Raw genomic sequence first — 24941 nt, 5'->3', positions numbered from 1 at the left:
ACTTTGATATATCACAGATCAAGAGGAGTGGGTTGAAGGATGAGAAGTACAACGGAAGTATTGACATCATTTGAAACGGCAGTAGAACGATATTTGGTAGAACTGAACAAATTGGATATGGGGAGCTTATATAAAAAACAGAGTGAAGAGGAATGGTCCATTGGACAGATGTATGTACATTTGATTCAATCAGCGCTTTTCTTGCATCTACATAATATTGAGCAGTGTTTGAGCAGCGGGGATTCAACATTAAACTCGGGTGAGGAAAAAACAGAACTGGGTAGGCAAGTGTTTGAATTAGGACAATTCCCTCCCGTTCCAATTAAGGTTCCTGCTTCCCCGCAGTACACCCCGCAACCACCCGAGAGTATGGAGTCTTTGATCGATGGGCTTCGCATGGTCGTGGAACGGATGAGAAGCACGGCAGCTGTTCTACACCAAGCGTCCGTAAACAACAAAATACGTCATCCAAGGCTTGGCGCTCTAAACGCTCAGGAGTGGTTTTTGTTGATAGAGATGCACTACAGACATCATTTTTTACAATTGGATCGATTGATATCGAATCTGGAGATGTAAACGAGAGAAGGGAATGGGATGTATTCATGAAACCAAATCAGGACAGCAGATATTGGATTGGTGTTGTATCTGCTTCTCATGTAAATGTAGCCGTAGAGGGAGGGTTTGCGCAGCTGTGCCATGGCAAGTCAGCACTGTTGCGACAGATGTCCGCGGGTGACTGGCTGATATACTATTCTCCACGCACAGACATATCAATAGGGCAGCCACTTCAGGCGTTTACCGCTATTGGTCAAATTACCGATGACAGGATATACCAATATCAGATGTCGGAATCCTTTGTACCCTTTCGCCGAGATCTACATTATCTTCCGTGTCGAGAAGTAAAGATCGCAACGTTGTTAGACCAACTTAGTTTTACACGCGGGAATCGCAATTGGGGGTTCCATTTCGTAAAGGTCACTTTGAGATTGGGGCTGAAGACTTCATGATGATAGCTTCCTCCATGTTGGAAAATGAGACATTGTCACTACTGGATATTAGCTTAAGCCATAAATGTTAACCAAACCAAAAGGCCCATAGACAGTCTATGGACCTTTTTGCTTTATGGATTATCATATCCTCCACCATTGATATTACATTTACGAAGACGATGAATGCCCAAGGAAAGACCTTTAATCGCCCCGTATTTCTCAATAGCTTGAATCATATACACGAACAGCTATGATTGCAAAATGGGGTTATACAAGTAAAAGTGGGTTGTATACATGTGGAGTCATATCTTCTTGTGAAAGAACCCGGTCCGTGCTATCCAAATCCGGATGGAGGTCTGTATATGAACCATCAACTGTCACGGTTGTCTGTTATGACTGACGAGCAACTCAATGGAAATATTGCACGCTGCCTAGGGTATATCTAATAAGGATCAAACCCACTTGCTGAAGGGAGATTTGCTGGAAATATTTAGAAAAACGAGTGAGAATCTAGTTTTCAAATTCAGCAAGAAATAGATTTGATAGATATGTATCAGTCAGCACGTACAAACCGATAGTTAACATTACACTGAAGCTCCATGAACAAGAGTGGGCATAAGATTATTTTTGAAGTGCAATCTCGTATTTAGTATCCATTCGATAAGCTACCCTGAAATTAGGAGGATGGCTTTCTTTATATCTTATGGATTTGATATTGTGGTATATAAGCAAAATAGTTCGCCGTTGTTGACAAATTGTAACAATTAAATGTAAAATACTAGAATCAATGTATTTAATGAATATTTTTATGTAATATATATATGTTTAAATTAGATTATGTATAAATACATATATTAGCGGTAATTTATCTTAACTTCTTTACCAGAGTTGAATTGATTGTCTACTCCAAAATAGGAGTTAACAATAGTATCTTTAGCTGTTTATTCAAAGCCTCATATGTAGAAAGGAGGATAGTAACTTCGTCTAACTTTTTAATTTGAAGGGAGTTATTCTAAATGAATACTATAAATCACAAATCACTGAAGTACGTACTGGGAACGATCTTAGCAATAGCGCTATTCATGAGTTTCAATCTCTCTGCAAAAGCTGCAGACTCTGAAGTAATAGAGGTCGCTCAAGTACAACAATTACATGAAAAAGCTAAAGATCTTAACCTTATTAAAGTTGTAAGAGGTCTGATCAACATCAATGAAATTGAAGTCAATAAAGAGAAGCTTGGAGGTTACAGATGAAAACGTATACCAAGACTATATTAATAGTCTTCAATCAACAAATGTTCTGATTAGAGCGGGCTACTCATATATTGACGATAATAATGACCCTCAGATGGTATCTGATGAAAAAATCGCTAAGTTATCAAGAGAAGAACCAAGCAATTTAATTACTGTTGAACCTTCTAATCCTTCTGATGATATGGTTACACCATATAGCGAAATTCTGGATCTTAAAGGAATGGTTACAGCCAATAGAAACCAACTGACGAGTTACTATTGGAATGTTTTTTATTCTTCCGCTACGACGGGCCAACCCGCATTAGTAGCAACAGCGTCCACAGCAATATGGTTTAAAGCAAAAGTAAATATACGTGGACCTTGGGATTATAAAACCCAACCAGGTTGGGGTGGTGCTCAGAAACAATGGTTGGCCGATACACACACAGGACGTCGAACAGTAACTACTGAATATATTGGAAATTACAATTATGGGTTCACTGGACAATTTTTATTTCCTTTGCAAATTTTGTTTTATGGTGGTCAGTATGCTAACGGTGATATCTGGACTCCAGAAGATAAAAATGATAGAGCCGCTATACAACAAGGATTCAATGACGCTACAAGATAATTAACAATGGACATAATCTTCGACTAAACTTTATAATATAAAGAAAATGATTCCTGTAAAATTAGGAATCATTTTCTTTATATATTGAGGGATATGTGTCATCTCATTAAGCAGAAAAGATGTATTAACCGCGAATTTTTATCTATTTAAGGAAAAGGGGGTTCATTTTTAGTGAAAAAAATAAGCTGGTTAGCTTTGTTTTTAGTACTTTTTTTGTCCATTATTTCGATGTATTCACTGTATTCTAACATGAATAATAAATGGTTAGTTATACCACCAAACTACGTGATTCTACTATTTTCAGTTATAGGTTTGGTCCTAAGTTTAATAAGTTTCAAAGATAAATCGAGCAAGTCAGCTAAGGTAAGAAGTTGGATATCCATGCTTCTTTCGGTAGTACTGATCGTTTTACTTTTTGGTGTTTTATCATTTACATCCATGTTTTCGGGTTCAAAAGAATTACTTACGACTACGCATTCACCAGACAAGAACTATACATTAAATTTCTTTAAAACTGACGCTGGTGCCATGGGGTCTTCTGGAGTTATAGGAGAACTAAAAGGACCTCTATGGTTTAAACGAGTATTTTACTATGAGCGAAAGACAGATCAAGTTAAGTTGGAATGGGTTGATAACCACACAATCTCAATTAATGATCAAACTGTAAATTTATTGAATGGAGAAACTGTACGCCGTAACCTTAATTGATTTGTTTAAGCTCAACTTCCAAAATATTTTATAATACGTGAAGATGCTGATTTCATAATAAACTTAAAGCGAGATTCCCTCAGGGAGAGCACTGAAAAACGATTACAGAATATTTAAGTGAGACTGATGAGCGAATCATCAGTCTCTTTTTTTGCCGCCTACTTTATTAAATCACCGCGGCAATATGATATAATTAATTGAGGTGACCATAATGTTAGAACTTAACAAACAACAAACGCTCTCCTTTCATAGCGAGCTATATAATTTCATTCCCCAAGATCATTTACTCATTGGGATTCATCAACTTATCGACTTTTCATTTATTCTTGAATTTGTTCAAGAGCAATATAACCTCTTTTATGGCAGGCGTGCGAAAGATCCCGAGATGTTGTTTCGATTGATCTTCATTCAAAAGTTGTACAACCTCTCCGATGAGAGAGTCATTGAAGAAACCAAAGTTAATTTGGCGTACAAATGGTTCATTGGGCTGAACCCGGAAGATCCTTTGCCCGACTCTTCGCTGCTTTCTATCTTTCGTGTTCACAAAATTGGGGCCGGTGAGGTTGAAAATCTGCTGACTGAGGTCGTTAAACAATGCGTAGAAAAAGGGCTTGTGAAATCGTCGGCTATCCTCGTGGATGCAACCCATAGCTATTCTAAATATGAAGCCTCTAAACCGCTTCAAGTCCTGAAACAAGCCGCCAATCGTTTACAGCGAGCGGTCAAAAAGCATAATAGCAAACTGCTAAAGCAGTTGCCCAAAATGCCTGAATTCGAGGGGGAAACCGGGGATAAGGAAAAACAGGCACTTGCTTATCTTGCTGATCTCGGCGATACCGTGGAACAACTGCTTCCCGATGCCGAAGGATCGTTGAGGTCACGTCTGGAAGAAACGAAGAAGATTGTAAGCGATGAACGATTATTAGCTTGGAAAGGGGTACAGTCGGCAATTGATCCCGATGCCCGGTTTGGCTGGAAAAGCGCGACGACCTCATTTTTCGGCTACAAAGAAAGCATTGCTATGACCGAAGATGGCATTATTACGGCTATGAAAGTTGAGCCGGGCAACGCGAGTGATCCTAAAGCATTCCCTGACCTGATCAAGCAAACCGCCGAAACCGGACTCGTAGTAGATGAAGTACTCGCGGATAAGGCCTATGGTAGTTTTACAAACCTCAAACTTCTCGCGAAGGAAAACATAATTCCTACCATTCGGCTGAATGAAATGATGCTGTACGGGCATCAAGACGAGCAACGTGAGAAGTTTGTTTACCACAAAGATAGCGAGTCGGTCGAATGCCCGAGAGGGCATCACAGTATTCGCAAAGCGAAAATGGGACGTAAAAACGGGAATGAATGCCAGAGGTTGACATTCTTTTTTGACGTTGATAAATGCAAGGCATGTCCGCTTCAAAAAGGCTGTTACAAACCAGGATCGGATTCCAAGACATACTCGGTTCCCATCGTGCCCGATTTTAAACAAAAGGCGGTGGAGTACCATGAATCTGAATCCTTCAAGCTACGGTACCGGATGCGGTACAAGATTGAGCAGAAGAACCATGAGCTAAAGAACCATCACGGTCTGGCGATTTCACAGTATAGCCGAGGCCTTCTTGGCATGCGAATACAAGCAGTCCTGACCGCCATTGCTGTAAATGCGAAGCGAATGGTGAAGCTGGCAAATCCAAAAGTGGCTCGATAGTTGGGTAGCCCCGTTCTCTGCAAGCAATGGATGACAAAAAAGTCTTGGCTTTGTTGCTTCAGGCAACAAAACCAAGACTTTTTCAGTGCTCTTCCTCAGGAGTATCGCTTTTTTTAGTGTTAGAAAGTAGTATCAACACTTTGAATGGTTTAGAGATTAAATGCGAACGTAATACACTGAGTTCCATATTGGATAGTATGGTTAATTCCTCACTAAGTGGATTGTTAAGTACAAAACGGATAATTATATAGCGGATATGAAATGTTAGGCACGTAAAAAGCAGAATAAAGCGTTAAGAATATATACTGACTAAATTAGAGGAGGGCCAACCTGTGAAGAAAAAAACATTGGTTTCACTACTCACCATACCACTGGTAGCTGCATCTGTGAGTGGCTACATGTACTTGAATGAACCGTCTATAGTTAGTGCTCAAAGCGATGTTGAAAGCGCAGCACTTAAGGCGACCCAGGGTAAGATTGATTACATTAAAGAATCGTTTGAAGACGGATCATATATCGTTCGCTACCGGGACCGAGTGAATTTGACAGAAATCACTGAGGAATACCGTGATAACCAGCTTCATAATAAATTGGTTATTGAAGATGGTGGTAAGAAAATCACTTCGTATGGTCGAGATTTTGAGACAGGAAAATTGGTTGGGAATACTTGGACCATGCCGGACAACATAGCTGCTGAAAATGAGAAGTTGCTACAGATCTCGCTGTTGGAGAATGCTAAAGAAGAATTACAGAGTCAGGATTGGACAGTACTGGAAGCAGCGGGCACACAATCCCGTTCTGCTACACAGAGTAACGAGCAAAAAGCTGTTTCGGAGGATAACCTCCACAAGGAAGTTGTAACCATTGATGTAAATACGGGTTTACCGACAAAACGTGTGATTTATCAGAAAGACAAAAACGGTGAAATTGTAACTAGCTCTACCAAGACCGAAGAGTACAAGTACCTGGATTCTATGCCGATGAAGATCCAGAGCTTTGCTCCGGAAGAATCCGTAGAGATTAAAGAAATACCGGCGCCTGTAATTGAAGATAAGGTGCTTGAAGGTTCATAAGACTTTCTGTTCCATCAACAAGTACAATTAAATAAGACAGCCAGCCCCCATACTTGGGAGCTGGCTGTCTTATTTCTTATTCGTAGCCGGAATTAACTTGATGGGATTTCAGTTTGTTCTACGAGTTTATCAAACAGTTGTGGGTCCGTCTTTTTAAAGAATTGAAGTTGTTCTTCAGTTAGTTTGCACATAGTTCCTTTTTGCTGAGTCATTATAAACATTGAAAAGGATAGTTATTTAGTTGGGAAAAAGGATTTTAGAATCAGGTCCGTTGCTCTCCATAAATAATTAACTGCCATGAAAATTAGAGTATCAGGATCTTCATAACCTCGTAGGGGCTTTAATGTAGCAATGCCCTCATGGTACTCAATCATTTGGTTGGGATTGACGGAATGTGTTTCAAGAGAGTAGGTGGAGTACAATAGATTATACTCTACGTCCATATTGACTTCTTTAGCCACTTATTTAATAGAACTCGCCCCAAATAATTCAAACCAATTAATACATCTTCTTAAATCACTTTCTTTAATTATAGGCCATCTAACAGGATGGTCTTTGTTGCTATTAAGGTTTAAATTCATTTGGAAAAGTCAATAAAAGCTCTGTAAGCAACGCTGTACAATCCACTGAAAACCAGTACAATTGAACCTATAAAACCATGAGATAAAGAGAGGTATTTCTCCATGACGGATACAAGTGGGAATCGCAAAGTTGACGGCTATCTAAAGAAACTCAAAACGTGGAAGGAAGAGTCCGCTAAGCTGAGAGAGATTATTCGGGATTTTGAACTGACAGAGGATATGAAGTGGATGCATCCGTGTTACATGCTGGATGGGAAAAACATCGTTTTAATTCATGGATTCAAAGAATACGTGGCCATTCTGTTCTTCAAAGGTGCTCTACTGAAGGATACACACGGCATTTTGGTCCAGCAAACGGAGAATGTACAGGCAGAACGCCAGCTTCGCTTCACCAGTCTGGAGCAGATTGTGGAGCAGGAGGCTATGATCAAAGCCTATATCCAGCAAGCGATTGAAGTGGAACAAGCCGGACTGCAAGTGGAAATGAAAAAGACTGCCGAATATAGCGTTCCTGAGGAGCTTCAGCAGCAGTTCAATGAGAATCCTGCCTTCCGAGATGCATTTGAAGCACTGACACCCGGACGTCAGCGGGCATATCTCTATTATTTCTCACAACCGAAGCAATCTAAAACAAAAGTGTCACGAATCGAGAAGTACATGCAGCCGATCCTGGAGGGCAAAGGATTGAATGATTAAGGTGTTTGCTTGATAAAGGTATCTACCATCCAATCAAAGAATCTTTGTTTCTCTTCATAATGTGGGTAATGAGCCGAGTTCTTATAGGCAATGAATTCCTTTTGATTTCCTTCAATCTGGTCAAAAAACACCTTGGCGGCATGGGATGAAGTCATTAAGTCGTAATCTCCCATGACAAAATAAAAGGGGAGGTCCAGCTTCGTAATCAAGGATGGCAAAGGACAGCTCAGGGCTTCACTTATCAGTATTTCTTGCGAATAAATGATCCCTTTATTAAAACGAATGGCATCCAGCATATTATATTCTTGGCTGAACGTCATTCCCAGAAAGCTGGTGTCAGGGCTGTCCATCAACCTTGATGTGCCCCCATAACGTTTAACGATATCTCGCGGCGTGAATGCCTGTCCTTGTTTGATCGGTTCATGGATCTGCTCCAACTGGTCTACGTCTTCATGATTATCAGCCAACTGGGCTTGCTCCATAACGTAATTCCATCCGTCCATCTCGCTCAGTTGTGTATCTGCCATCTGCCCGATCCCAATGTAGGCTTCATATTTATCGGGTGCCCGATGCGCAGCAAGAGTTCCTATGTATGTTCCATATGAATGACCAATTAATATTACCTTTTTCTTCCCCAGACGTTTAGTAATATAATCGGTGACGGCCAGTGCATCCTTAACCAGCACATCAGCTGAGAGATTGGAATAGTCCTCGAAAAAATGATAGGATTTGCCGCTTGCTCTCTGATCATAGTTCACAATCGTAAACTGAGATTCTAATAAATCTTGGTACTTTTTCGCGTACGGAAGTTCAGATGCACCCGGTCCACCGTGTAAATAAAGGATAACTGGGTTGTCCAGATCCTGTCCTCTGATCATGATTTCATGTCCCGTGCCGTTGATTTTAACTTGTTCCAATACATGAATAGGGTTTGTGCCTTTTATTTTTGGCGTCCATGTTGGAAAGTAAAGAACTGCGAGTGATAGTGTTAGGGTCGTGACGCCTAGCCACAAACCTGTTTTCTTCATTTTGTTCATAGGATATGTCTCCTCTGGTTCAATGTCTTGATGTAATTATTGTTCATAAACTCATAATTCTATCTTACGTGACTCGTCATTGATTAAAATCGTACGCCAGATTGAATTTGTTCTCAGTCTCAGGTTGGACATAAAAGACCTCAGTCCTGAAGAATTCAGGACCAAGGCCGCCGCTTAACTATCTTTTTATGTTTATGAAAAGACCTCAATATAAGAAGCTACAGCAGAAAGATCGGAATAAATAAGGCAGGCAGCAGATTCAATACCTTGATCTTCGTAATCTTCAAAATATTTAACCCCGTACAAAGCGCCAGGATGCCGCCAATCAGCGTAATTTCGTTCATGATGTTTGTCGTCATGAAGACGGATAAGAAATCAGCCGAGAAGAATACCAGTACTTCGATCACCAATAGAATATAATGCCGATCCCGAAGGTGGAGGCGAGAATCAATGACGTAATGCCCGAGAAAATCGTATTGATTTGCAAAAGGTGTTATCCCCCTGTAATGCACCTTGTAGTGGCCCCAGAATCGGGATCGATCCCACGCTCAACAATGAGATGGCAACCGTTAATCCTTCATTTAAGCCATTGGACGAGAATTTGGTCCTGATGTTGGACAAGATGTTCTCGAAATTAATGAGTTGCCCAATTATCCCGCCTATCGTCAGGAAGAAGAACGACGTTAGGTTTATTTTGGTACCAACGAATGATTTCGTCATCCATTTCGGAACCGTACCCAATGGTATCCACACCACCTTGTAAAGCGACCCTTATTCTTCATGCTTCCCATGGGAAGTTGCTCACCAGTGCCAGATAAGGAGCCCCATGTCCATCCGTACATTTAGGAAAAAATCGGAGACGAGCAGATTGGGTCTGACAAAACATCGTTGTTAATCTCATCCCACAGCTGCACGTCAGTGTAAAAGAATTCTCCCACACGGCGCATCGTCGTCACACCCGCATGGAGTACAGTCAGTGCGTTATGTTTCATTTTTTTCAAAACGTTTCTGCCGAACTTGGTATCCAATATCGATCATAGGCACACTGCAACAAGCCTCAAATGGTGGATATGCTTTTCGCTACTTTTTTTGGATTTGGATTGAAAATATTTTAAAAAAAAGTAAACATTTATGATAAATAACTCGTTATATACAGTGTGGGGTGACATAAATATGGAAGGTTTGGATTGGAGGGAACAAAAAAGATTGCGGTAGATAAGCCCACTTTAACAAATTTATTCAATTCTAATGAAATGAGGGGGAAGGTTTAAAATGAAATCTCGAAGAACTTTATTATTCTCCGTATTTGCACTAATATTCACACTCTCTTTTGTGTCACAAGCATATGCTGCTTCTACTAATTTGCCATCATATCCTATTGCAAAGCAAGAGAAGAGTGAATGGTGTTGGGCAGCAGTTAGTTCAAGTGTTCTTAAATTCATGGCTAACAAAAATGTCTATCAATGCGATTTCGTTAAGACAGTGAAGTCAACCAGTTCTTGTGCAAATGTATCGGCATCCACAGTAGAAGCCCAAAGTGGAATGCATGACTATGGAGTATCTTCTAATTATTACTCAGGTAATCTGAATGTTGCCCAAGTAAAAAGTCAGATTGATGGAGGACGCCCCGTGTATGTAAGCTGGAAATGGAATAGTCCTACGGCTCTTATTGGTCATGCAGTTGCTATTTATGGCTATAGTAATACTCCAACCTATACTTATTATATGCATTATCTGGATCCTTGGGATGGTGTGAAAACTTCAATGGAATTCTCGAAATTTAACGGAGGTACGGGAGCAGAAAGAACGTGGAGATGGGGACTTAAAGACTTTTGGCATTATCAATAAGGATTAGCTGAGGAGGTCTATAATCATGAAATATATTAGAATTTTAATGATGATATGGATAGGTCTAATGGTCAATTACATTATGGCTCCAAGTAGTTATGCCAGCAATGTACCTGAAGATGTACAGACCTTTGCCAAAGGACAAGGATTGGAAGAATTCAAAAAAATGGTATTAGATGATCCTGTGGGATACGGCTATGAGAATGAAGAAGAAGTTAAGTCTGTCACTTTAGGCCCTGGCTTCGAAGTATACTTATTTGACTCTGACAAGTTTAAAAAAGTATCTGACAGTCTGATTGATGTGTCTAAGCCGACAGGACAGTATGACTTTATTGTGCAATCGGGCGGTGTTGGAAAGTCATTTCTTAGTGTAGAACAATTTGAAGGTGAGTTCAGAGTAGTTCTTGCAGGAGGAGATGCCTCAAGGTTGGATGCGTCCTTAAATACGATGACAAAATCCTTATCTACTGACGTAGACACGCTTAATCCGGTATTAATCAAGGACGGAAATATCCGTTATTTGGCCGTGAAGATCGATGGTAAAGAAGTAAATATACCAGATGTACCTACTGAGAAAAAATCACTTATGGGAGGTATGGATAATAATCAGCTATGGGATTCCTCCAAGACGATTGATTTCTTAAAAGATGTGCAATCCCAAGGAGTTGATCCAGAAGTAGACGGTGCGGGTGGTTATCCGGTCATCAACTCCGGTACATCTGCGAATAATTATATGAGTATAACAATAATAAGTTTGGTTATTGCTTTAGTAGGCTCAATAGTAGTGTACATGTGGGTAAGAAAAAGACAGAGCTTGAAATGATTTAAACTCCACATACAACATTTAAAACGAAGAACTCACCTTCCGTTCACAAAAGTAAGCATGAAGAGGGTTAAATTGAAGTTTTGTTTAACCAAAAGTACCTACGGTTTCAGGGTATCCTGCCTTCGTAGGTGCTTTTTTTTATACTGGAAGAATGATTTTGTTCATTAATATTCACTCCTGAATTCACCAAACTGAGTTTAGAACATCGTCGACTTCTTTGATTCTTGTGACAGATGGTGTTTGAATTAGATTTCCTTTGACCATGACCATAGAGATGTCTGACAAGGCCTCGATATGTTCGAGCGGATTTTGCTCCATGATAATCAGATCAGCATGTTTTTCGATATCCACTGTTCCTGTAACATCGTCAACACCGAGGATCTTTGCATTGGTTCGAGTCACCATGTCGATGACCTGTTTGTTGTTCAGGTTGGCCTGTCTCATGTAGTGGTCCATCTCTCTCCACATATCATAGTGAGTCACGTAAGGCATGGCGGCATCAGTACCTATACCGATGGTGATGTCGTTTTCGATCGCCTGTTTTACGCCTTTGAGCATTGAATCGTAGACGAGTCTGGAATTCTCTTTTACCGTTGCACTTACCTTCGTTACGCTCGTTTCCAGTGAAGCGGAGGGATAAGCGGCTTGCAGGGTGGGGATGAGTGCGGTGTAGCCATTCAGGGCATTGGGATTATTTTTGTACAAACGAATGATTTCGTCGTCCATCTCCGAACCATGCTCGATGGTATCAACGCCACCTTGTAAAGCGACCCTTACGCCTTCCGTGCTTTCCACATGAGCTGCCACCCGCAAACCAATCTTATGCGCTTCGTCGCAGATCGCCGCAACTTCGTCCACCGTCATCTGTAAACGTCCAGCTTCGCCGACCATCTTCGCATCCGTCACGCCACCCGTCACACAGATTTTGATCAGATCCACGCCGTGTTTTACATTGATGCGTACATTTCTTCGTGCTTCCCAAGGGGAGTCGCCAACCAGAGCCAGGAATGGAGCACCATGTCCTCCAGTGACACTTAGGAAAAACCCGGAGACAAGCAGATTAGGGCCGACAAAGTCGCCGTTATTAATCTCATCCCGCAGCTGGACATCGGTGTAAAAGAATTCCCCGACACTGCGCATTGTCGTCACACCCGCATGGAGTGCGGTCAGCGCGTTGCATTTCATGCGTTTTTTCAATGCGTTTCTACCAAACTTGGTGTTCAATATCAGATCATAGGCAAACTGCAACAAACCTTCACTGAACGAGAGACTGAACGGTTTACCATCTGCAAAGAGGTGTACGTGTGCATTAATTAATCCAGGCATCACGTATTTCCCTGAGAGGTCGATGGTTGTGTAGTGACTTGGGATATGCAACTCATGATCTCGGCCGATATCCTGGATAAGTCCTTGTTCATTGACGAGAATCGTCATGTTTTTTTGCAGATTGCGGCTTGAGTCGCCGTGGATCAGATTGACGTTTTCCAATGCGTAAGCGGTGTTCATATTGTGTTCCTCCTTGGAATGTGGGGGGTGAAGCTATATAAGTTGAATGATGGGTATGTACACTTGTCACTCCGATGACAGAACAACCTTCGGATCGCTGTTATCCCCAGATTTTTTTGATACCCTCTTATTAGGGGGAAATCCGGTGATAAAGGCGAACGCTTCGCTTCCTCTGGTTATTTCTGTCCTCTCCGTTATCGTGTAAATGTAGGTTCAACTTAAATAGTTTGGTAAATGGTAAATATTCAACTTAAAAATGAATTATCAATTCGTTTTTGGGGTAAAAAAATAGAGCGACTTAATGTTAGATATTTTTTTGCGTGCAAACCAAGTGAAGTTGATCTGATCTGCACGCTTTGTCTGCCTGGCATAAATGATGAGATGGAGCGTTATTCGTTGAGACTTTTCATACCATACAGTCTGTATACATACAAAGCTTCGAATATTTGCTTCCGGCTGTCCTCACTCATATCCCGCTTCAATAGATCCAGGTTCATGTCGATCACATTATGCGCGAGAATGTTCAGCAAGATCAAGTTCTCCTCGGTGCCAATCTCATACCGTTTATACTGGTTTTTCAGATAGGCCTTTTTGGTCTCGATCATCAGTTCAACAAGTTCATTCTTGGCGTTGGTGTAGATGGTGCCTTTATTTTTTTCAAATATGATGACGATCTGATTCCGGTATTTACGTAACACATCCACCTGTTCCTGCAACAGCGCCGACTTTCGCTCGCTATCCGTTTCCTCGAACAGGGTCTGGTTATCAAAGTGAATCGTCTCCACCAGCACATTTTTCAGATAATCCACCAGATCCGGCGGCACGACGGCGTAGAATAGTTCTTTCTTGTTCTTAAAATAAGTATAGATATTGCCCACGGAAATATTAATCTCATTCGCGATATCGCTCATCTTGGCATCCACATAGCCTTTTTGGAAAAAGACTTTGAGCGCCGCGTATTCAATCTCTTTCCTGACTTCGTCTTTCTTGGCTTGCACCATCGGGAACGACTCCTTAATAGTGAATGGTTTATTCGTTATTAGGATAGGCTTTTTTGAGGGGGTTGTCAAATTCCCATATATGGAAAAAAGATTTTGTGTTATCATTTGATTACATAAAAATCATTGAGTGTGGGTGAACGGATTGATAGAAGAAGAAAATACATTTGATATTGATGAACCAATATTAAAAACTAAATTGTCGAATACCGATCTATTATTGGGGAAGCCTATTGAACCTATTAATAGACTTCAAGTTATTTCCGACACAGATTTTGAAGATTTAGTCAGAGAGTGGTCATGTGGTTATTTAAAAGATACATATGTAAAAGTAAAGCGGTGCGGTGGATCTGGAGATATGGGTAGAGACGTTATTGCCTATGTGAATAATGAAAAAGGGAAGAACTTAGTGTGGGACAACTATCAATGTAAACACTATAATTCACCATTGTCTCCAAGTGCAATTTGGATAGAACTAGGAAAATTGTGTTATTACACTTTCGAAAAACAATATCCAGCTCCAAGAAAATACTACTTTGTTACGCCTAAAGGTTTATCAACAAAGCTATCAAATTTAATTGATAACCCAGGTAAATTAAAAGAAGGGCTGATAAAAGAATGGGTAAATAAATGTCAAAACAACATTACATCAGGAAAAAAGATAGAATTGATTGGTGATTTTCTTGCATACGTTGAAAACTTCGATTTTTCAATTATTGATGATATCGATCCTCAAGAACTGATTGAACAGCATTCGAAAACAAAATATTACTACTATAGATTCGGGGGTATTCATAGGACGCGTCCAGAAGCTATTGAGCCTCCAGATAAGATATTTCCTGATGAATTACTCTATGTCAAGAAATTGCTTGAAGCGTATTCTGATCACCATAAATCTGTAATTCAAGATATTTCTCATCTATCAGCTCATTCTAATTATATTAATCATTTTAATAGGCAACGTAAATGTTTTTACTCTGCAGAGTCGTTAATGAAGTTTGAAAGGGATACTCTTCCGCCAGGAGTAGATGCTTTCGAGGATTTAAAACAAGAGGTTTATGACGGGATAATTGATATCGTTGAGTCAGACCATTCTGATGGATTTGTGAGAGTTAAAGAGGTGTGCAAATCTGCGAGAAATCTTAATATGCCGAGTTATCCATTATATACCTCAATTAAAGGAAACGACTTAAACGGGTTATGTCATCACTTAGCGAATGAAGATAAAATAAGTTGGGTGGACTGAATAATGATTAATGAAAAAATAAGATATGGAGAGGGATATAATTCTCCATTTGAGGTTGGATTAAGGACTTTAGCAATCATTGTTGTAAATTCACCAAGGAGTCTTAACCTTCAAAGACTTATTTATTATGATTATTTAATTCTGCATTCTAATGATGTTGGTGTAAAAAATTGTCCACCTTCGTTACATCCTGATATTCCTCATAGATCAGGTGGTCTCGTTGTTAGAAGACAAGCAATGCAAGTCGGTTTAGATTTAATGTATAGTAAGAGCCTTATAGATATCATATTTAATAATGAGGGAGTATCGTACGTAGCTTCTCAATTAACAGAACCATTTCTTGATTTATTTATTTCCAATTACAGCGATAGACTTAGGGAAAATGCTTCATGGGTTACGAATCATTTCTCAGCATATTCAGAAGAAGATCTCAAGATTTTCATTGAAAGTAACATTGAAAAATGGGGCGGAGAGTTTATGTATGAGGCTTATGTCAGGAGTGGTGTTGAATGACAACTAAAGGCTTTTTTATTAGTAGATTGCGTCTAATCAATAAGAATGGATTATTTTCAGAGATTGAGTTTAAAAAGGGTTTGAATGTCATTGTTGGACCTACTAACACCGGGAAATCTTTTATATTTGAATGTATTAACTTTATGTTTGGCGGTAAAGATGTACCTGATCCAATTGAAGAAGTTGTTACAAATGACTATGATGTTGTTCTTTTAGAATTAGAGAACGCTGAGGGGCGAAAGTATACAATAGAAAGAGATATAAAAGGGAAAAATGTGAAAAAGTACAATGGTCCTATAGATGAAATACATGATGGAGTAGACTCTGAAGTCCTCTCCACTAGACATAGTAAGAATAAGGAAAGTATTTCAAATTTCCTTATGTCTTTATCGGGTTATCAAAACACTGATTTATTTATTAAGAAAAACAAATTAAATAAATTAAATAGATTTACATATAGAAATTATAATGATTTCATCCTAATAAATGAAATCGATATAATCTCTAAACAGTCACCAGTTCATTCAGATAACAATAAAACTAAAACCTCAGAGGAATCTGCTTTCCGGTTAATTCTAACTGGAAAAGATGATAGTAGTTTGACAGAAGATAAAGATCTAAACAAATTAGATTCAACTTCATTAGTACAGATTGGATTATTAGAAAAATTAATTGATGATTTGGAATTGAATATACCAAGAGTTCCAGAAGAAACAGAGATAAACTTAGAAGAAAAAATAAAAGAATTAATTTCAAAAAGAAGCGGAATTAGCTCTGAAATTGAGAAGTTATCTGATTCAAGGATAACTTTGTGGAGGGAAATTCAACAAGTTAATTCAAAAATATTGTCAACGACAGAATTGTTAAATAGGTTTTATTTGCTTAAAAAACAGTATGAAACTGATATAGATAGAATACATTTTCTAATAGAAGGAGATCATTATTTCTCTTTATTAAGTGTTGAGAGATGTCCACTTTGTAGCCAACAGACGAACAAATCTGAACTAGATTGTTCCCATTTTGAAGTTGAGCAGAGGAAAGCATCCTATAAAATTGAGCTTAATAAAATATTGATTCATCTTGAGGATCTAAAAAATACAATTAGTACAATGAATGACGAATTAGAAATTTTGAAAAAGGAATTATACGAAAAAGAAGCTAGCTATTCAAGATTAAGTAGAATACTTGATGAGCAATTAGCACCACAAAATTATATTTTAGAGGAAGAATTGCGAAGCGTTCTAAAGATGCAGAAAGATATCAATGATTTGAAACAAAAGCATGTTATTTTAACGAGATTATTGGATGAGAAAGAGAAAATACAGAATATACTAGGAACAGATATTGAATTTGAATCAGATGGAAAATCAACTGAGTCAACATTAATTGATCAGAATAACAACTATGAGGAGCTTTCCAAGTGTATTAAACATTATTTAGCTGGATGGGAGTATCCAGGCTTTGAAGAAATTAGTTTTGATATGAAAGAGAAAGATATACTAATTTCCGGTAAGCCCAGAAGGCTATTTGGTAAAGGCTATCGTTCAATATCTTACAGTGCTTTTATATTAGGGTTGATGCGATATTGTAATATTAAAGGTCTTCCACATCCGGGAATAGTAGTGCTTGATTCACCTGTCACTTCATACAAGGAAGAAGATGAAGCTGAAGATAAAACATCTGAGGATCTACAGACTAAATTTTTTGAATTTATATCAGAAGATGTTGTTTTAAAACAAGTTATTATCTTTGAGAACAAAACTCCTCCAAAGCAAGTAATAGAAAAAATTAATTATATTGAATTTACGAAAAATAAAAACAAAGGTAGATATGGTTTTATAGAGGGAAATTATAATGAGTAGAATTAGATTAGGAATTACGAATCTCAATAATTTCTCTAATATCATCAATACCCAAGGCTTCTGCAATCCGCTCAATATGAGCAAAGTTGATATTTTCTCTTTTCCCAGACTGTAACTCACTTAGTGCAGCATGGCGGATATCAGACAAACGTGCCAACTCGCGCAGCGAGATATTATGTTTTTCCGTGAGTTTATGAATATTGACGACGACTTTCTTAGCCATGAGTATCACTCCTAAATTTTCCATATGGTCTTGACGTTACGCATGAGCGTACCATATACTTTTTGTATATCTGGTACTCTTATGCGTACCAATTTTAGGAGTGGTGACATGACAAGTACCAACAGCGAAGACCTCGCTTTGCAGTACGCACAACTCATTGAACAAGAAGACGATTACGTCGACCAACTGGTTACATGCAACAAACTCATCCTGGACGCCATGGACATTATTGCGAAGCAGGCAGGCGTGCTAGACATGGATACCGTGAAGCAAGCAGCATATCACCTTCATGCCATGGAACAGGATCTGAACCGAAAGTTATTTGAAGTCCGGCTGGAGAAGAGCATCTTGGTCAATCAAATGAGCCAGTCTACATAAAACCACCTTAACCAAAGGACAGCGTAGGATCATATAAGATGATCTAGCACTGTCCTTTTTGCCTTTCCCTCCAAACGATTTTTGCTTCCAATTAAGCATTGACTTTCCTCCCATATCCCCCTACACTTCAATTATTAAAACACTTTTAAAAACATTCATTGAATGGCTCGAAATGAACGAAAGGAGGCATACAACTAACCATGTTACCCACATCACACAACACCCAACAGGTGAAGCGCATTAACGTTGAGCTGGTGAAGAACACGCTCCGATCAATGGGCGTAGGCACGAAGGCTTCTATTGCAAACCTGACGAAACTCAGCGTAGCGACATGCGGTACGATCCTGAACGAATTGCTTCAGACAGGTGAGATTATCGATCTGGGTCCAGATGAATCGAGTGGGGGGAGACCTGCCAGTCGGTATCAATTCAATGCGGACTACGCCAGTGTGCTGTGCCTAATTATTCGAACAGAGGGCGGTATTCACTCCATTACACATACATATGCCAATCTGAACGGAGAGATGGCGGACGAACAGACGCTCATTTTGGAAGAAATTAATGTAACGGTGGTAGAGGATCTAATTGCGAACCTGATTGAACAACACCACAATGTGCAGGCGATTGGTATCGGTATACCTGGTGTAGCACACAACGGTGTTATTGGCATTTGCGATGTACCGGAGCTGATGTATCAGCCGCTTGGGCCAAGGCTTAAGGAACAATATGAAGACGTGGAAGTGGTCATTGGAAACGACATGAACCTGACGGTCTACGGACTGTATAACCAACAACAATTTGAGGAAGAGAAGAACTTCGCGGTGGTGACGTTTCCGGAGAATCATTTTCCGGGTGCAGGCTTTATCATTGATGGTCGTCCGCTGACCGGGAATACGCAATTTGGGGGCGAGGTGTCCTTCTTACCTTTTGGCGTGTCACGAGAAGAGCAGTTGAGAATGTTGAAAACGACTGAAGGTTTGCAGGAACTGGTTGTGCAGACGCTTGTATCCATCATCGCGATCATTAACCCGGCTACGATTGTGGTTACAGGGGATACGATTGACCCGGCGATGCGTGATGACCTGACGCAAGGTTGTTTGGATCGAATGATTCCACTGGAGCATATGCCGGAGTTGATTATTCAAAGAGACACTCGGCGCGAATATGTTACGGGGCTAGTCGCGGTGACGCTGGAGAGCCTGACCTACCGCATTCAGGTGATTGAGAAGCAGTGGTAAAGGACAAAGGAACTTTTACAAGTATTCTATTTTTAGGAATAATGCTTAACTATGTTTCCTATTTCAAATGTACAAATCATTGACACGATAACGTAGAGGGCAGAACCAATCTGAAGAACGCCTTTATCACTGTATTTTCACCTTTAGGAACAAATCAAAAAAATACAGGGATAACAGCGGTCGGAAGATGGTACTGCAATCGTAGTTATAGATTGTAACCATTTTTCTGAACACAATGGAGGAACTTATTTTGAATCAGCAGGCAGGTACACAAGGCAACAAACGAAAGTTCAACAAGCTGTACGCCATGCAACTGGCAACGATATTTCTGGGATTTATCGTATTCGGCATATCGGAAAATATTAAGGGCCCGGCCATTCCGCGCATTCAATTCGATTTTAATCTGGATGAAAAACAGCTCGGGACGTTATTGTCCCTGAATGCACTGGGGTACCTGATCGCCTGCTCCTTCACGGCTATTCTGGTTCGCAAATGGGGTATTAAGGCGGTTGGCATCATATCGTTTGCATCGATGATCCTCTCGGGTGTGTTCATTTATGTGTCTCATACCTATCCACTCTTTGCTTCATCGTACTTCTTCATGTACATCGGTAACGGCATGCTGGAGATTGCTTTGGCGATTCTGGGTGCAAGGATCTTTGTAAAAAACACAGGTACGATGATGAACCTGTCCCATTTCTTCTATGGGCTGAGTTCAACGGTAGCACCTTTGCTGGCGACGGGTGTCATGTCATTGAAGGTGTTTGGACACGAACTGGACTGGCGCGGTATGTATCTGGTGATGTTGTCACTCTGTCTGCTGCCGATCATTGCGGCGCTGCGCAGCAAGTTTCCGGGGGATGACCTTCCTCATGAGGATCGGACTTCACTGAAGACGTTAACACGTGATCCTGCCCTTTGGCTGATGGTGCTCATTCTTTCTTTTGGCGTGGTATCGGAGCTGGCGGTTGGGGGATGGCTCGTTAACTTTCTGGAGAAAGCCTATACGTGGGACACGGTCAAAGCCTCCGGGTTATTATCTGCGTTCTTCCTCACGTTCTCGCTGGGACGCCTGCTGCTTGGACCATTGACAGACCGGATCGGATTTGTATTGTCACTGATTCTGTTCTCGGCTTTCTCGGGAGTATGTACGTTCGTGGCGCTTGCAGGGGGAGAGCGTCTTGCGATTTTCTTTGCGATATCTGGCGCGGGAATAGCGATGATCTATCCAACAGTGATGGCATTTATCGCACGCAGATATCCGAACGGCAGTGACACCGCGATTACATTCACGGTTACCTTGATGGGGGTTGGTAGTGTCATCGGTAACTATGTGATTGGCTGGGTGATTGAAGGTGTGAAGAATCTGTACGGTTCAACGACTCAGTTGGGACTGCTGCGCGGACTTCAAGCGGGATATGGATTCATCGGTTTATGTGCTGTGATCTGTGCGGCATCTGGCGTAGTGTTGTATATGTATTTGAAAAGACGACAGGAACTGATTTAGGGGAATGAATGTTGATTGCAACATGATAATATAAATCTAACAGAGTCTAGCCACATAGAAAGAAAGTGCATGTTGAAACGCCTTTCCTAAAGGAAAGGCGTTTTTTTTCATTCTGTTGGACTTTTTCATCTTTGTCAGTTCTTCCATGTTGGTCAAATGCGATCTAACCAGCGTCGAACGAATAAAACACCTAAGTGGCACCCTGGTATTAGCATGGAACTCTAGCTTTTCACCCTTGTAATATCGATTGACCGAATAACTGATAAGAAAATTAATTTCGCTGTTAAGTAACGTAATATAATTTTTGTATTTTGTAATATGCACTCTTCTAGTATCGAATTATCTTAAGGTCATTGGAAGTCATGCTATTCCTTGTTACAATCATATGTGTGTTGTTCATATACTGGCGAATGTGAGGGAGTTTACTTGAGAGACACGTTTAATAATTTTAAAACAGTTTGGGACTCTGAAGCTTTAGTGGTGCTGGATACAAACGTCCTTTCACGCTTATATCATCTTAGCCCAGAAGCAACGAGAGAGGCACTTGCAATTTTAAGATCTTCAAAGGAAAGAATTTGGTTGCCACATCAAGTATTAAAAGAATTTGAAGACATTCATGATACGGAACATAAGAAAAACTTCAATAAATACAGGGAATTCTTAAAATCAATTCGACAGACCATTGAAAAGAATAAAAATACATTAGAAGGAGATTTTCTTAAATACCAGGAATATAAATATCCTTTACTTGATGTATTGAGAAAACAAATCAATGAATGTATGTCCGGGATGCAAGCAGCTGTAGACCTCTACGAAAGTTCCATTAAAGAAGATATAAAAATAAATGCACAGATGCTCCAAGAGGACGATGTTATTAATTTTTTGTATGAAATTGTGGGATTAGGTGCTACTGGTGAATCCTTCTCACTGTCAAAGATGATCTCCATATTTCAAGAAGGAGAAGTAAGGTACAAACACCTGATACCACCTGGTTACGAAGATATGGTTAAAGACAAAGATGATAAGACTAAACAACTAAAATACGGTGATTTAATCTTATGGAAGCAAATTCTTGAAAAGGCTTCTACAGAAAATAGAGCTGTAATCTTTGTTACAAATGATGTTAAAGAAGATTGGTGGGTACATAGTGATAAAAAGAAACCTGTAGAAGCACGTCCTGAACTTATAAAGGAATTCAGTGAAGTTGTGGATAGTAATTTTATCATGACAAGCGGTGCAAATTTTATCAGCTACGTGTCGAAAATCAATCACATTGATGATAAACGTGCTTCATTAGAGTTGCTTTCAGAGGAGCTATGCGAGGAAATATTTATAACTACGGACTGGAGTTTGATCCTAAACGAACAGGGTGATTTAACTACCTACCTCATACATAGCGGAGATCTACAGCCATACATCAGTAATTCGATCGCCGATGTTGATGTTAATGATTATCCTTCAGCGGCAGATGTATACATGCAAGTTGAGGGAACGGATTATTATGAAGATGAAGCCTTTATGTATGGATACTTTAACACAAGTGTTGAACTATCTATTGATTCGACCACAATAGGCGGTCATCCGTATCAAGCAAGTGAAGGACTTTGCGTTATAGAAGGTAAGTTCTCTGTAAAATTTGAATTAGAACACAAAGAAGGTCAAGAATCTTATAAAGATGGTACAGCGGAAATAACTGTTGGTGGATTTGGAGTAGCAAATTTCACTGAATTTTTAGACCCTATAAATGATAGTTGTATTCATTGTAATTCCATTTCAAATGTAATTGTATACACAGAATCAGGGGAAGGGGTTTGCGAAAAACATATTGATTTGTACGATTATTGTCCAGATTGTAACATGTTATATGATAAAGATAAGATCAATGGTGGGAAATGTAAATCGTGTGAATCTTAATCTTGGTAACTAAAAAAATTAGGGTGATTTTAAAGCGAGATAAATGTACTGAAAGTAATTATTGACAAAATACTATTTTCTATTATTTAAATATGTAAACATTTATGGATAAATATATTATTTATTTAATTTACATTTTTAATTCCGCTTTTAAGATTGAGGATACAACGACAGAAAACCGACAATATCACTAGGGTAACATACAGAAATAAATGCGGATATTTCGGCAGATGACGAAAATCCTCAATTCTATTCTATTTCACCTAAAATAAAATATAGAGTAAGTGCTGGATCTAGAGAAACGGTGCTTCCTTCTTCATTATTCGGCTTAATGTCGATAACCTCATAAAAAGTGAAAAATATCATTGATTCTGAATGAATTTTTAGCATTTTAATGTACCCTACAATATATTTGGGTGACTAGTTGAATATTTCATAAACCGCAAAACCCCACTGATTCTTAGGATCGAGTGGGGTCTTTACATATAATCAGATGAATTTTAGCATAAGACTATTTCAAAAAATCATCAAACTGCGCATCTCTTTTCCTTACTTCAGCAAGCCTATGACTTGTTCAAAGCCGTTCTTCTTTTCCAACGTTTCAAAAGCACATACAATCCAAAAGCACCTAAGAAAACCACCGCTGCCGGAACGATATAAGGTTTAACAATCTCGTCCACATGCTCCCATTGAGAGCCTAATTTGAAGCCTAAGTAAATGTACAATGAGGTGATCGGGAGCATGGCCAAGAATGTAAAGATACTGAATTTAAACACATTCATCTTCGCCATTCCACATGGGATCGAGATGACTGTCCGAATACCGGGTACAAAACGTCCATAGAATGCTACCCCGCTGCCATATTTCTCGAAGAATTTATCGGAAGCGTCCAGATGGTGGGGGCGAATCAAGAAATACTTGCCGAATTTTTCGACCATCGGTCTGCCGCCGTATCGTCCCAGGGCATATAACGTCAGAGGTCCAAACGTACCGCCTACGGTACCAGCGAGTATAGCCAGCCAAAGCTTCATATCCCCAAGATACACCCAATATCCCGCCATGGGCAGTACAAGTTCAGCAGGTACGAATTCAAACGACAGGGCAATAACCAGACCTGCGTATGACAAATCTTTAAAAAAGAGTATAAATTGCGTGATCCATTCTGTCATGCTTTCCCTCCATGAATCTATCTTTTTTTATATATAAAAGAAACACTCCTGTACAAAGAGTAACAATAGCGAATAGAGCTTGTCAAAGTTCACATGTATGTCCATTTCAGGGCACACTGCGGCAATATGTTTACCCGTACATAAGGGTTGCATGGATTCATTGACACTTCATACAGAAGTGGATACCAGGCAATGATATGCTTATTTTGCTTTATACCAATGGTATATCTATTCATAATCATAGGCTGTACAATCATTATTTTGTGGTTGAATACAATGTATCCTTTTATTGTTTCATGTATATCATATAGATATACAACTGTAGGGAGGTGAGGTATAATTGGAGCATCAATCAAACGAAAGGCGTGGGATTGCCATGACTACAGCCACACTTAGCAAATGGGGAAATAGCAGTGCAATTCGCATTCCTAACCAATTGCTTAAGCGTCTTAATCTGGAAGAAGGCTCGGAAATCGAGATTTTGGTGACAGAAGATAATGAATTGTTGTTGCGTCCAAAAACCAAGCCTGTAGAGTCCAATGAGGAACTACGTAACCATCTAAAGACTTTGCTCTCTAAAGTGAAACAGGATACAAGACATGAAGAAATAGACTTTGGTACTGAAGGGAACGAGTTACTTTGATTATTCCCAAACGAGGCGATCTGATATGGCTTGACTTTGATCCTCAAGCGGGTCACGAGCAAGCCGGGAGACGACCGGCTATTGTTCTATCGGAACTTGAATTCAATGAAATAACGGGTTTTGCCGTTGTATGTCCCATAACGAGCCAAGCCAAGGATTATCCTTTTGAAGTTACACTACCAGAAGAGCTGCCATTTTCAGGTGTTGTTTTGACGGATCAGTTGAAGAGTCTTGATGTGCGGCAACGACGTATCCAAATTGCGGGGCATGCCGAACCAACCTCTGAATTTATGAAATCAGTTCTACGCAATGTCCGTTCTATATTGGCATAATGAAAATTAGTAGCTGATCATATTCCTAAATCCACGTCTAACTAAAAGACGTGGATTTTTTCTTTCATGCCTAAATAGATTCGTCCATC

The 24941-nt window shown here is 39.7% G+C and carries 27 protein-coding genes and 1 pseudogene; 19 read left to right on the top strand and 9 right to left on the bottom strand.

Going from position 1 to position 24941, the window contains the following annotated elements; translation table 11 throughout:
• Positions 1–39: 39 nt before the first annotated feature.
• Both AC4E8D_RS23595 and AC4E8D_RS23590 read left to right on the top strand, forming a co-directional pair.
• Entirely contained in the window at positions 40–576 is a 537-nt protein-coding gene (locus tag AC4E8D_RS23595) for a DinB family protein (protein WP_449003441.1), read from the top strand.
• Between the two features lie 26 nt (positions 577–602).
• Positions 603–1078, top strand: a pseudogene (locus AC4E8D_RS23590) (EVE domain-containing protein).
• Between the two features lie 42 nt (positions 1079–1120).
• Here the strand turns inward: AC4E8D_RS23590 and yidD are convergent.
• Entirely contained in the window at positions 1121–1225 is a 105-nt protein-coding gene (gene yidD, locus AC4E8D_RS23585) for a membrane protein insertion efficiency factor YidD (protein ID WP_221824606.1), read from the bottom strand.
• 780 nt (positions 1226–2005) lie between these two features.
• Here yidD and AC4E8D_RS23580 point away from each other — a divergent pair.
• The 6 genes from AC4E8D_RS23580 (at position 2006) to AC4E8D_RS23555 (ending at position 7612) form a co-directional block, all read left to right on the top strand.
• Positions 2006–2242 carry a hypothetical protein gene (locus AC4E8D_RS23580; RefSeq protein ID WP_490205299.1) on the top strand — a complete coding sequence of 79 codons (237 nt, stop codon included), beginning with the start codon at positions 2006–2008 and terminating at the stop codon, positions 2240–2242.
• Positions 2199–2852 carry a hypothetical protein gene (locus AC4E8D_RS23575; protein ID WP_490205298.1) on the top strand — a complete coding sequence of 218 codons (654 nt, stop codon included), beginning with the start codon at positions 2199–2201 and terminating at the stop codon, positions 2850–2852. Before AC4E8D_RS23580 ends, AC4E8D_RS23575 begins: the two co-directional genes overlap by 44 nt.
• A 171-nt stretch (positions 2853–3023) precedes the next feature.
• Positions 3024–3560 carry a DUF5412 family protein gene (locus AC4E8D_RS23570; RefSeq protein WP_221824603.1) on the top strand — a complete coding sequence of 179 codons (537 nt, stop codon included), beginning with the start codon at positions 3024–3026 and terminating at the stop codon, positions 3558–3560.
• Positions 3561–3771: 211 nt separating this feature from the next.
• Positions 3772–5262, top strand: coding sequence for an IS1182 family transposase (locus AC4E8D_RS23565; RefSeq protein WP_490205297.1), 1491 nt, complete (start codon positions 3772–3774; stop codon positions 5260–5262).
• A gap of 332 nt (positions 5263–5594) precedes the next feature.
• Positions 5595–6335, top strand: a complete 741-nt coding sequence (locus AC4E8D_RS23560) for a hypothetical protein (protein WP_221824601.1) — start codon at positions 5595–5597, stop codon at positions 6333–6335.
• Between the two features lie 683 nt (positions 6336–7018).
• Positions 7019–7612 (top strand): YdeI/OmpD-associated family protein, encoded by a 594-nt coding sequence (locus AC4E8D_RS23555; RefSeq protein ID WP_221824599.1) that lies wholly within the window; start codon positions 7019–7021, stop codon positions 7610–7612.
• On the opposite strand, the gene AC4E8D_RS23550 is transcribed toward AC4E8D_RS23555, so the two are convergent.
• The 4 genes from AC4E8D_RS23550 to AC4E8D_RS23535 all read right to left on the bottom strand — a co-directional run bounded on the left by AC4E8D_RS23550 (position 7609) and on the right by AC4E8D_RS23535 (position 9641).
• The gene (locus AC4E8D_RS23550) at positions 7609–8649 is read right to left on the bottom strand and encodes an alpha/beta fold hydrolase (RefSeq protein WP_221824597.1); all 1041 of its coding nucleotides are present in this window, start codon (positions 8647–8649) and stop codon (positions 7609–7611) included. The two genes, AC4E8D_RS23555 and AC4E8D_RS23550, sit on opposite strands and share 4 nt — an antisense overlap.
• A 218-nt stretch (positions 8650–8867) precedes the next feature.
• On the bottom strand, positions 8868–9056 hold the full coding sequence (locus AC4E8D_RS23545; protein ID WP_490205296.1) for a DUF554 family protein: 189 nt from the start codon (positions 9054–9056) through the stop codon (positions 8868–8870).
• Between the two features lie 40 nt (positions 9057–9096).
• A complete protein-coding gene (locus AC4E8D_RS23540; RefSeq protein WP_490205295.1) occupies positions 9097–9402 on the bottom strand; it encodes a DUF554 family protein in 306 nt (101 codons plus the stop codon).
• 89 nt (positions 9403–9491) lie between these two features.
• The gene (locus AC4E8D_RS23535; RefSeq protein WP_490205294.1) at positions 9492–9641 is read right to left on the bottom strand and encodes a hypothetical protein; all 150 of its coding nucleotides are present in this window, start codon (positions 9639–9641) and stop codon (positions 9492–9494) included.
• Between the two features lie 280 nt (positions 9642–9921).
• On the opposite strand from AC4E8D_RS23535, the gene AC4E8D_RS23530 reads away from it, so the two are divergent.
• Together AC4E8D_RS23530 and AC4E8D_RS23525 are read left to right on the top strand one after the other, a co-directional pair.
• Complete coding sequence (locus AC4E8D_RS23530; protein ID WP_490205293.1) at positions 9922–10497, top strand: papain-like cysteine protease family protein; 576 nt, start codon at positions 9922–9924, stop codon at positions 10495–10497.
• A 25-nt stretch (positions 10498–10522) separates the two neighbouring features.
• Positions 10523–11320 carry a hypothetical protein gene (locus AC4E8D_RS23525; protein ID WP_221824591.1) on the top strand — a complete coding sequence of 266 codons (798 nt, stop codon included), beginning with the start codon at positions 10523–10525 and terminating at the stop codon, positions 11318–11320.
• Positions 11321–11506: 186 nt separating this feature from the next.
• On the opposite strand, the gene AC4E8D_RS23520 is transcribed toward AC4E8D_RS23525, so the two are convergent.
• Positions 11507–12829 (bottom strand): amidohydrolase family protein, encoded by a 1323-nt coding sequence (locus AC4E8D_RS23520; RefSeq protein ID WP_490205292.1) that lies wholly within the window; start codon positions 12827–12829, stop codon positions 11507–11509.
• Between the two features lie 389 nt (positions 12830–13218).
• Positions 13219–13830 (bottom strand): TetR/AcrR family transcriptional regulator, encoded by a 612-nt coding sequence (locus AC4E8D_RS23515; protein ID WP_490205291.1) that lies wholly within the window; start codon positions 13828–13830, stop codon positions 13219–13221.
• Positions 13831–13972: 142 nt separating this feature from the next.
• Here AC4E8D_RS23515 and AC4E8D_RS23510 point away from each other — a divergent pair, with 142 nt between their 5' ends.
• From AC4E8D_RS23510 to AC4E8D_RS23500, 3 genes are read left to right on the top strand one after another with little or no spacing between them, the layout of a single operon-like run.
• A complete protein-coding gene (locus AC4E8D_RS23510) occupies positions 13973–15073 on the top strand; it encodes an ABC-three component system protein (protein WP_490205290.1) in 1101 nt (366 codons plus the stop codon).
• A gap of 3 nt (positions 15074–15076) precedes the next feature.
• Entirely contained in the window at positions 15077–15586 is a 510-nt protein-coding gene (locus tag AC4E8D_RS23505; protein ID WP_339283918.1) for an ABC-three component system middle component 2, read from the top strand.
• Positions 15583–17448: a hypothetical protein gene (locus tag AC4E8D_RS23500; protein ID WP_490205289.1), complete on the top strand. Its 1866-nt coding sequence runs from the start codon at positions 15583–15585 to the stop codon at positions 17446–17448. Before AC4E8D_RS23505 ends, AC4E8D_RS23500 begins: the two co-directional genes overlap by 4 nt.
• A gap of 7 nt (positions 17449–17455) precedes the next feature.
• Here AC4E8D_RS23500 and AC4E8D_RS23495 read toward each other — a convergent pair whose 3' ends face one another.
• On the bottom strand, positions 17456–17671 hold the full coding sequence (locus tag AC4E8D_RS23495) for a helix-turn-helix domain-containing protein (RefSeq protein WP_285078747.1): 216 nt from the start codon (positions 17669–17671) through the stop codon (positions 17456–17458).
• A 108-nt stretch (positions 17672–17779) separates the two neighbouring features.
• Here AC4E8D_RS23495 and AC4E8D_RS23490 point away from each other — a divergent pair, with 108 nt between their 5' ends.
• From AC4E8D_RS23490 to AC4E8D_RS23475, 4 genes are all read left to right on the top strand, one after another.
• Positions 17780–18049: a hypothetical protein gene (locus AC4E8D_RS23490; protein WP_490205288.1), complete on the top strand. Its 270-nt coding sequence runs from the start codon at positions 17780–17782 to the stop codon at positions 18047–18049.
• A 200-nt stretch (positions 18050–18249) separates the two neighbouring features.
• Positions 18250–19287 carry an ROK family protein gene (locus AC4E8D_RS23485; RefSeq protein ID WP_490205287.1) on the top strand — a complete coding sequence of 346 codons (1038 nt, stop codon included), beginning with the start codon at positions 18250–18252 and terminating at the stop codon, positions 19285–19287.
• 307 nt (positions 19288–19594) lie between these two features.
• Entirely contained in the window at positions 19595–20794 is a 1200-nt protein-coding gene (locus AC4E8D_RS23480) for an MFS transporter (protein ID WP_490206506.1), read from the top strand.
• 426 nt (positions 20795–21220) lie between these two features.
• Positions 21221–22708 (top strand): PIN-like domain-containing protein, encoded by a 1488-nt coding sequence (locus tag AC4E8D_RS23475; RefSeq protein ID WP_490205286.1) that lies wholly within the window; start codon positions 21221–21223, stop codon positions 22706–22708.
• A gap of 563 nt (positions 22709–23271) precedes the next feature.
• Here the strand turns inward: AC4E8D_RS23475 and AC4E8D_RS23470 are convergent.
• Positions 23272–23877, bottom strand: a complete 606-nt coding sequence (locus AC4E8D_RS23470; protein ID WP_211082661.1) for a DedA family protein — start codon at positions 23875–23877, stop codon at positions 23272–23274.
• Positions 23878–24217: 340 nt separating this feature from the next.
• Between AC4E8D_RS23470 and AC4E8D_RS23465 the strand changes: the two genes are divergently transcribed.
• Together AC4E8D_RS23465 and AC4E8D_RS23460 are read left to right on the top strand one after the other, a co-directional pair.
• Positions 24218–24520, top strand: a complete 303-nt coding sequence (locus AC4E8D_RS23465; RefSeq protein ID WP_017687001.1) for an AbrB/MazE/SpoVT family DNA-binding domain-containing protein — start codon at positions 24218–24220, stop codon at positions 24518–24520.
• Positions 24517–24852, top strand: a complete 336-nt coding sequence (locus AC4E8D_RS23460; RefSeq protein ID WP_017687002.1) for a type II toxin-antitoxin system PemK/MazF family toxin — start codon at positions 24517–24519, stop codon at positions 24850–24852. The genes AC4E8D_RS23465 and AC4E8D_RS23460 overlap by 4 nt, the downstream gene beginning before the upstream one ends.
• Positions 24853–24941: the final 89 nt, after the last annotated feature.

It is taken from the genome of Paenibacillus sp. SRL342, from assembly GCF_984798905.1.
Note: the sequence above shows the minus strand (reverse complement) of the source record. Positions and strands in the feature narration are given on the sequence as shown.

What these genes read in the sequence shown, in the direction of transcription:
- AC4E8D_RS23595 (WP_449003441.1), top strand. Translation starts at nt 40, where the DNA reads ATGAGAAGTACAACGGAAGTATTGACATCATTTGAAACGGCAGTAGAA.
- yidD (WP_221824606.1), bottom strand. Translation starts at nt 1,225, where the DNA reads ATGATTCAAGCTATTGAGAAATACGGGGCGATTAAAGGTCTTTCCTTG.
- AC4E8D_RS23580 (WP_490205299.1), top strand. Translation starts at nt 2,006, where the DNA reads ATGAATACTATAAATCACAAATCACTGAAGTACGTACTGGGAACGATC.
- AC4E8D_RS23575 (WP_490205298.1), top strand. Translation starts at nt 2,199, where the DNA reads ATGAAATTGAAGTCAATAAAGAGAAGCTTGGAGGTTACAGATGAAAAC.
- AC4E8D_RS23565 (WP_490205297.1), top strand. Translation starts at nt 3,772, where the DNA reads ATGTTAGAACTTAACAAACAACAAACGCTCTCCTTTCATAGCGAGCTA.
- AC4E8D_RS23555 (WP_221824599.1), top strand. Translation starts at nt 7,019, where the DNA reads ATGACGGATACAAGTGGGAATCGCAAAGTTGACGGCTATCTAAAGAAA.
- AC4E8D_RS23550 (WP_221824597.1), bottom strand. Translation starts at nt 8,649, where the DNA reads ATGAACAAAATGAAGAAAACAGGTTTGTGGCTAGGCGTCACGACCCTA.
- AC4E8D_RS23535 (WP_490205294.1), bottom strand. Translation starts at nt 9,641, where the DNA reads ATGAAACATAACGCACTGACTGTACTCCATGCGGGTGTGACGACGATG.
- AC4E8D_RS23530 (WP_490205293.1), top strand. Translation starts at nt 9,922, where the DNA reads ATGAAATCTCGAAGAACTTTATTATTCTCCGTATTTGCACTAATATTC.
- AC4E8D_RS23525 (WP_221824591.1), top strand. Translation starts at nt 10,523, where the DNA reads ATGAAATATATTAGAATTTTAATGATGATATGGATAGGTCTAATGGTC.
- AC4E8D_RS23520 (WP_490205292.1), bottom strand. Translation starts at nt 12,829, where the DNA reads ATGAACACCGCTTACGCATTGGAAAACGTCAATCTGATCCACGGCGAC.
- AC4E8D_RS23515 (WP_490205291.1), bottom strand. Translation starts at nt 13,830, where the DNA reads ATGGTGCAAGCCAAGAAAGACGAAGTCAGGAAAGAGATTGAATACGCG.
- AC4E8D_RS23505 (WP_339283918.1), top strand. Translation starts at nt 15,077, where the DNA reads ATGATTAATGAAAAAATAAGATATGGAGAGGGATATAATTCTCCATTT.
- AC4E8D_RS23500 (WP_490205289.1), top strand. Translation starts at nt 15,583, where the DNA reads ATGACAACTAAAGGCTTTTTTATTAGTAGATTGCGTCTAATCAATAAG.
- AC4E8D_RS23495 (WP_285078747.1), bottom strand. Translation starts at nt 17,671, where the DNA reads ATGGCTAAGAAAGTCGTCGTCAATATTCATAAACTCACGGAAAAACAT.
- AC4E8D_RS23490 (WP_490205288.1), top strand. Translation starts at nt 17,780, where the DNA reads ATGACAAGTACCAACAGCGAAGACCTCGCTTTGCAGTACGCACAACTC.
- AC4E8D_RS23485 (WP_490205287.1), top strand. Translation starts at nt 18,250, where the DNA reads ATGTTACCCACATCACACAACACCCAACAGGTGAAGCGCATTAACGTT.
- AC4E8D_RS23480 (WP_490206506.1), top strand. Translation starts at nt 19,595, where the DNA reads ATGCAACTGGCAACGATATTTCTGGGATTTATCGTATTCGGCATATCG.
- AC4E8D_RS23470 (WP_211082661.1), bottom strand. Translation starts at nt 23,877, where the DNA reads ATGACAGAATGGATCACGCAATTTATACTCTTTTTTAAAGATTTGTCA.